The 6,031-nt window shown below is 64.9% G+C and carries 6 protein-coding genes; 3 read left to right on the top strand and 3 right to left on the bottom strand.

Translation table 11 applies throughout. The features are described 5' to 3' along the window. Nucleotides 1-118 precede the first annotated feature (118 nt). Entirely contained in the window at nt 119-433 is a 315-nt protein-coding gene (locus tag AB0B96_RS19695; RefSeq protein ID WP_362900454.1) for a hypothetical protein, read from the bottom strand. A gap of 52 nt (nt 434-485) precedes the next feature. On the opposite strand from AB0B96_RS19695, the gene AB0B96_RS19690 reads away from it, so the two are divergent. Both AB0B96_RS19690 and AB0B96_RS19685 read left to right on the top strand, forming a co-directional pair. Beyond that, nucleotides 486-797: a hypothetical protein gene (locus tag AB0B96_RS19690; protein WP_362900452.1), complete on the top strand. Its 312-nt coding sequence runs from the start codon at nt 486-488 to the stop codon at nt 795-797. A 370-nt stretch (nt 798-1,167) separates the two neighbouring features. Continuing rightward, on the top strand, nt 1,168-1,695 hold the full coding sequence (locus AB0B96_RS19685; RefSeq protein ID WP_362900450.1) for an Imm21 family immunity protein: 528 nt from the start codon (nt 1,168-1,170) through the stop codon (nt 1,693-1,695). A 371-nt stretch (nt 1,696-2,066) separates the two neighbouring features. Here the strand turns inward: AB0B96_RS19685 and ltrA are convergent, their stop codons facing one another. Further along, on the bottom strand, nt 2,067-3,572 hold the full coding sequence (ltrA, locus tag AB0B96_RS19680) for a group II intron reverse transcriptase/maturase (protein ID WP_362900448.1): 1,506 nt from the start codon (nt 3,570-3,572) through the stop codon (nt 2,067-2,069). A 701-nt stretch (nt 3,573-4,273) separates the two neighbouring features. Further along, nucleotides 4,274-4,909 (bottom strand): TetR/AcrR family transcriptional regulator, encoded by a 636-nt coding sequence (locus tag AB0B96_RS19675; RefSeq protein WP_362900446.1) that lies wholly within the window; start codon nt 4,907-4,909, stop codon nt 4,274-4,276. A 125-nt stretch (nt 4,910-5,034) separates the two neighbouring features. On the opposite strand from AB0B96_RS19675, the gene AB0B96_RS19670 reads away from it, so the two are divergent. Further along, nucleotides 5,035-6,027: an alpha/beta hydrolase gene (locus tag AB0B96_RS19670; protein ID WP_362900444.1), complete on the top strand. Its 993-nt coding sequence runs from the start codon at nt 5,035-5,037 to the stop codon at nt 6,025-6,027. Nucleotides 6,028-6,031 lie beyond the last annotated feature (4 nt).

Raw genomic sequence — 6,031 nt, 5'->3', positions numbered from 1 at the left:
CTCGGAGTGATGTGGTAGTTGCTCGAGACCTACCATCAGGTAGGCCGCGAGGCGGGGACCGCCACATCAAGTTCTACGAGCTACGGGACAACCTCTCACCGCTCTCCTGAAGCGGGTGTCACTTTGACCCCTGGAGCCTCATGACCCACTCGTCGAAGTCATCGCGGAGATAGGCCGGATCCACAGGCTTGAGGCGGATCTGTGGTCGGTCGTCCATCCACCAGATCTCGAATTGGGTCACGGTTTCAGACGCTGGCCAGCGCTCGGCGTCGTGCGGCAGGAGGAGGACGTCCACGAAGCCGACCACGGGGAGGCGGAGGTCTACGAAGATTCCGGTCACCCCGGCAGGCCACGGAGCGGGCAGGACGGTTCCCTGTAGCCTCTGCCCGAGCATGAGCTGTGGCCGGAGCCGGTGCCAGGCTTCTGCGCTCACGGATACCCTCTCATCTCCGGCCAGGGTAACGCGGTTGAAGGAAGCTGATGGAGTGAGGTATTTCCGGCGAGGGTGGGACGAGGACCGGGGAGACGAGTACGCGAGTTGGGGGACGTCCACGTTCTATCTGGAGCTCGATGGCGAGGGGTACGCCCATGTGCAGGTCGAGGTCTACGCCGATGGCACAGTGATCGCCTACGACGCGGAGCACGACGAGGACCGGTACGGCGGCTTGACCTACGCTCAGTTGGATCTCGATGAGTTCGCTCCGTATGAGATCGGCGAGCGGGAGTTCTCCGAGGAGTTAGGCCGTCTGCGCCCGATGAACCTACGGGCTGATCGGCCGTGGCCGTCTGGTCGATGAGGCTCCTCGTTCCGTCGCTGTTCCGTGGGAGCGTCGAAACCAGCGAGAAGTGACGCGAGATGACCACAGGCGTAATCCCTGCTCAGCTACATGATCGAGTCGTTTTCCCAGGTGACATGCTGTGGCATCGGAGATCACTCAGATCTACGAGGGCAGGGCACACCCAGGGCACATGGGTACGAGAAGCAGCGCGAAACGATGAGAACCAGCGAACGCCAAAAGACCAGCTCGGAACACTTTCTAGAAGATCACTGCAGGCTGGTCGCCATGACGGATCAGATCTACGACATTTGATTTCCCTGGGGAAGCCCAGGGGAGGGACGTCGTGTGATCACGAACGAGCGGCAAGATTCTTTCTGAGGATGTACCGATGGAAGCGAGGCCGTCAGTGCTTCACACCTGGGTTCAGAGTGCGGGAGGGCCGCTGATCGCCGTCCCTGAGTCCGAGCTGAAGAACTGGGCGGGTGTGGATGACAACGACGGCCCAGTAGAGACGTGGGGTGACTACGGTCGCGCTTGTGCTGTTGAGGGCTACATCGGCCTTGTTGTCGTTGGTGCGCAGCACGCCCTTGTCCTCGACGACGAGCCGGCCATGACGACTTACCTGGCGACCGAGCGTCTCTTCGTGCGCTGGGTCGGCGCTGACTCCGAGGCCGAGCTGATCGTGGCGGCCAGGCGAGCCCTGGCAGGTGAAGCGGATTGGGATGATGACGAGGACTTGATCTGGGAGGTACGAGAGCCGGTAGTGCTCTTCGACTCTGCGATCCCCGGCGCTGAGTTGGAGCCCGACGATCTGCTCGTCATCGATCTCGATCCTGGGAGGTACAGGGTCCGGGCCACCTATACGAAGGACGAGGACAACTGGATGATTCTCGTTCACCTCCAGCCGACGGCTTGAACCTAAGCTGACTGCCGGCGTCGGAGTGATGCACCAGACCCGGACCGGCCGGCGTCCCGGCACGGTCGCGCCGCCACAACCCATGTCCAGGGCGTCCAGGATGAGTTTGGCCCGCCTGGTCATCGCCGCCGACCAGCCCACGAACGCGACGTAGACGACCCCGGCCCAGGTAAGGGCGCGCGTTCCAGGTCAAGTGATCTATCCCGGCGAAGTTGCCAATACAGGCACACAATCAGTCGTGATCATCCGTGGTGTTGGGTCGGACCGGGGCGCGGTGCTGACCTTGCGATCAGTCCGTTTCCCCGGCCCGCCCGCCGAACCCGGCGTGCTCCTCTCGAAGCACCGGGCTCTCCACATGTCGTGGCCGTTGGTCAGCCGCTGGCTGTAGCGGCTGCCGGTGTCGGGGTCCAGGGGGTTGCGATGCTGTGCCCCCGGTAGCGGTATCGGGTCACCTTCACGCTGGCAGCGCCAGTGAGCTCGATGCCGTCATGAACGATCTTCCAGGTGCCCGGTCGGCAGAATCTGCGGCGCATTTCCTGACGGCTGAGCAGCGAGTGTTTGCGAAAGATCCAGTTCGCGACGCGACGCCAGGTGAAGGAGTCGATCGCGTTGAACACATCTTTCGCCACCGCGTGCCGGAAGTAGTTCGCCCACCCGCGCAAGAGCCGGTTGAGATTGCCGATCAGCTCGGCCAGGCTCATATGGCGGGTTGACCTGTAGGTCTTCGCTTTCACCTTGTCCTTGATCGACTGGATCGCCTTCTTGGACACCACGGTGTAGACGTAGTGCTTGTTCGTCCCTCTCTTCCGCATCCGGCGGATATGGAAGCTGAGGAAGTCAAAGCCCTCATCGATGTGGACCACGCGGGTCTTCTCCGGTGACAGCCGCAGCCCCAACGGAGCGAGCACGGCCGCCACCTCCTCGCGCAAAGCCTCGGCGTGCCGGCGCTCCCCGCTCACCATGACGACGAAGTCATCGGCGAACCGGACGAGCTTCCAGTTGCCCAGGTCGTTCTTCCTGCGTTTGACCCGCTGATAATTGGTTCCCATCTGCTCTCGTCGTTGCCGGTCGAAGTGTTCATCCAGCGCCGACAGGGCGATGTTGGCCAGCAGCGGGGAGAGGATCCCGCCTTGCGGGGTTCCCGCCGGTGTCTCCTCCCGATCTCCGGTAGTCGTCATGACCCCGGCCTTCAGGAACGCCTTGACCAGCGCGCAGACCCGCTTGTCCTTGATCCTCACCCGCAGGCGATCCATCAACGCCGTGTGGTCGATCTCGTCGAAACACGCCGTGATGTCCGCCTCCAGCACCCAGGTGTGATTCGAGGGAGCCGAAGCCAGATGGTAGATCTCGGCAATCGCATCATGCGCCCGCCGGTTAGGGCGGAACCCATATGAGCACGGCAGGAAATCCGCCTCGAAGATGGGTTCGAGCACCGCCTTGAGACTGGCCTGGACGATCCGGTCGGCGACGGTGGGGATGCCCAGCTTGCGAAGCTTGCCGCTCGCCTTGGGAATCATCACCTGCCGCACTTCGACCGGTTTGAACCCGCCGGACTTCAGCGAGCTGCGGATCTCCTCCAGGAAAGTCTCCACCCCGATCCGGGTCTCGATCCAGGCCACCGTGGCCCGGTCGACGCCCGCGGTCCGTGCCCCGGCGTTGGAGGACACGCGTTCCCACGCGTGCACCAAAAACGCCCGGTCATAGACGAGGTTGAACAGGTCACCGAACCGGCGACCGAGATCATCGGTCGCCCAACGGTGCAACTTGATCTGCATCCTCCGTACCGCGAAGAAAGCCGGATCAACGTCCGGCCATCTCCCGGCGTCGGTATTCACCGCCGCATCTTCGGACATTGCACTTTTCTCCTTGCGCGACACGCTGCCGTCCTTCCCCATGTGCCGGGCTCTCCCCGGCTCGGAGTACTACGACGGCTCCGTCCCACCCGCGCCCTTCGGCGGACATCGCACCTATCCCCGCCCGCCTTCCTGGCTGGAAGGTCGAAGAGGAGGGGGCGCGGGGGTTCCCACGTTCACTGCTGTCCGTTCGACGAGTTAGGCACCCGGCTATACCCCTGCGGCCTCGCCATGGCTACGCCGTGGTCTTTCACCATGGCCTCCCGACCGAGCGCCCCAATGCCCGGCCAGGAGTTCCCCGCCCCGCGATGAGGGGACGAGTGCGCACCGCTGACCAGCCCATATCCACCGGGTTTGAGCTGGCGTCACCTCAAGAGGCGTAACGACACCGGTTCCTCGCGTATACCTTCTCGTCTCGCTCACCGGGCCCGGCCCCTCCGGTAGTGCCAGGCCGACCCGACTTTGTCGAGGCTGCTCCCGCCCTCCCCAGCGATTCCAGGGTTGGGCTGCCTCCAGCTTCGCTCCGCCACCACGACGGCAGAGCAGCGGTGGTCTTTCACCTCCGCACGGACAGATCAGCGCTTCGTGGCGCACTGGGGCTGGTGACACGTTCGTTAATGGCACCCGCACTGGCCGCAGTCCGGGAGAGCAGAGAGGGGCCTCGCTCGCCGGCAGCGCGGCCCCGTGAACAATTCGATGATTGCCGGATTCCCGGTGGCGTGTCGTCAGGCCGTCGCCGGCCCGGTCGCTAACTGCCTGGTCTGCTGTGCGGCCCATTGGGCGGCTGCCGCGGCGACCGGGATATTCGGGTCCACCAGCCACGCGGCCTCGATGCCGGAGCAGAAAGCGATGATCTCCATTGCTTTGAGCTGTGGGTCGATGTCCTCCCGCATCTCGCCGCGCTCCTGTGCGGACCGCAGGGTTGCCGTCACGCGGTCGATCGTTGTTCGGTAGCCATCGACCAGCCGTTGGTGGAGTTCGGTGTCGGGGCTGACGTTTTCGCCGAGGACGACGGTGTTCATGCCGAGCAGGCTGGCCACCTTGCTGTCGTGCTGGCTGGGCCAGCTGGCCATGTGCTTGGCGATGATGTCGACGATCTTGATGCCGGGGTCGGGTCCCTCGCCCCACAGCCACTGCTCGGAGAAGGCCAGGTGCCGATCCATGACGGCGTTGAGCAGCGCCTCCTTGCTGCGGAAGTGATAGAGCAGCCCGGTCTGTGACACGCCGGCCTCGGCCGCGATGTCGGCGAGGCTCGTGCCGCGCGCTCCGTTGCGGGCGATGAATCGTACGGCGACGTCGACGATGCGATCCCGTGTCTCGAGGCCCTTCGCTGAGGTTTTGGGCTTCTGGGCAGGGGACACGGTTGATCTCCTCACGATGGTCGGGGCGGGTCATAGGCAAGCATAGACAAACCGACTGAGCACTCGGTAACCTCGGCGAAACCGACTGAGTGCTCAGTCTTAACTTTGGCGAGAGGCGCGATCGAATGAGTGCAGCTTCCCGGCGGGGAATCCCGGCCGTCCGCGGGGGAGACACTCCGCCGCGGCCGCACAAGCAGGTTCAGGCCTTCCTGGACAACTCCGGATCATCGCCCGACCCGTGGGCCGCCGACATCGCGGCCGTGCGGGCGGACGCACGTGCGAAGGTGCTGGCCGTGACCGGTGAGACTGCGCCGGTTGCCTCCGTCGAGTCGGTCGACGCGGACGGCGTACCGGCCCGGCTCTACCGGCCCAAGGGCGGGGAACAGGAGGTGCTGGTCTGGGCACACGGTGGCGGCTGGATTCACGGAGACCTCGACACCGCCGAGGGCGTCGCCCGGGAACTCGCGAACCGGGCCGGGTGCGGGGTGCTGTCCATCGACTACCGGCTCGCGCCCGAGCACCCGTTTCCAGCCGGCCTTGACGACACCTGGACAGCCGTCGCATGGGCACGCCGCAACTTCGGCAGCGTGGCTGTCGGTGGAGACAGTTCGGGCGGCAACCTCGCCGCGGCTGTTGCGCTCAAAGCACGTGACGAAGGTGTTCGACTGGCCGCCCAGCTCCTCGTCTACCCGGTACTCGACAGCTTCGAGAACACCGACTACAAGGTCGCGTTCCGGCGGCGGTACGAGACCTTCGCGGGCCAGCCGGGTTTTGGCCCCAATACCTACCGTCGGCTCCAGCACATCTGGGCGACGTACGTTCCCGACCCGGCACACCGCACGGCGTCGTATGCATCCCCCCTGCACGCTGAATCCGTGCGCGGTGTCGCGCCCGCGACGATCATCACGGCCGAGCACGACTTCCTCCGTGGCGAGGCCGAGGACTACGCCCGGCGTCTGCGGGTGGCCAGCGTGCCGGTCGAGCTGATCGAGTACGCGGGGCAGATCCATGGCTTCTTCGAGATGTTCGCCGTGATGACCGACGCGCACCACGCCGCCGGCAAGGCAGGCGACGCGGTACGCCGCGCGTTCCAGTCAACCCGCACCATCGAGCCTTAAGGAC

It is taken from the genome of Streptosporangium sp. NPDC049046 (assembly GCF_040649155.1).
GTDB lineage: Bacteria > Actinomycetota > Actinomycetes > Streptosporangiales > Streptosporangiaceae > Streptosporangium.
Note: the sequence above shows the minus strand (reverse complement) of the source record. Positions and strands in the feature narration are given on the sequence as shown.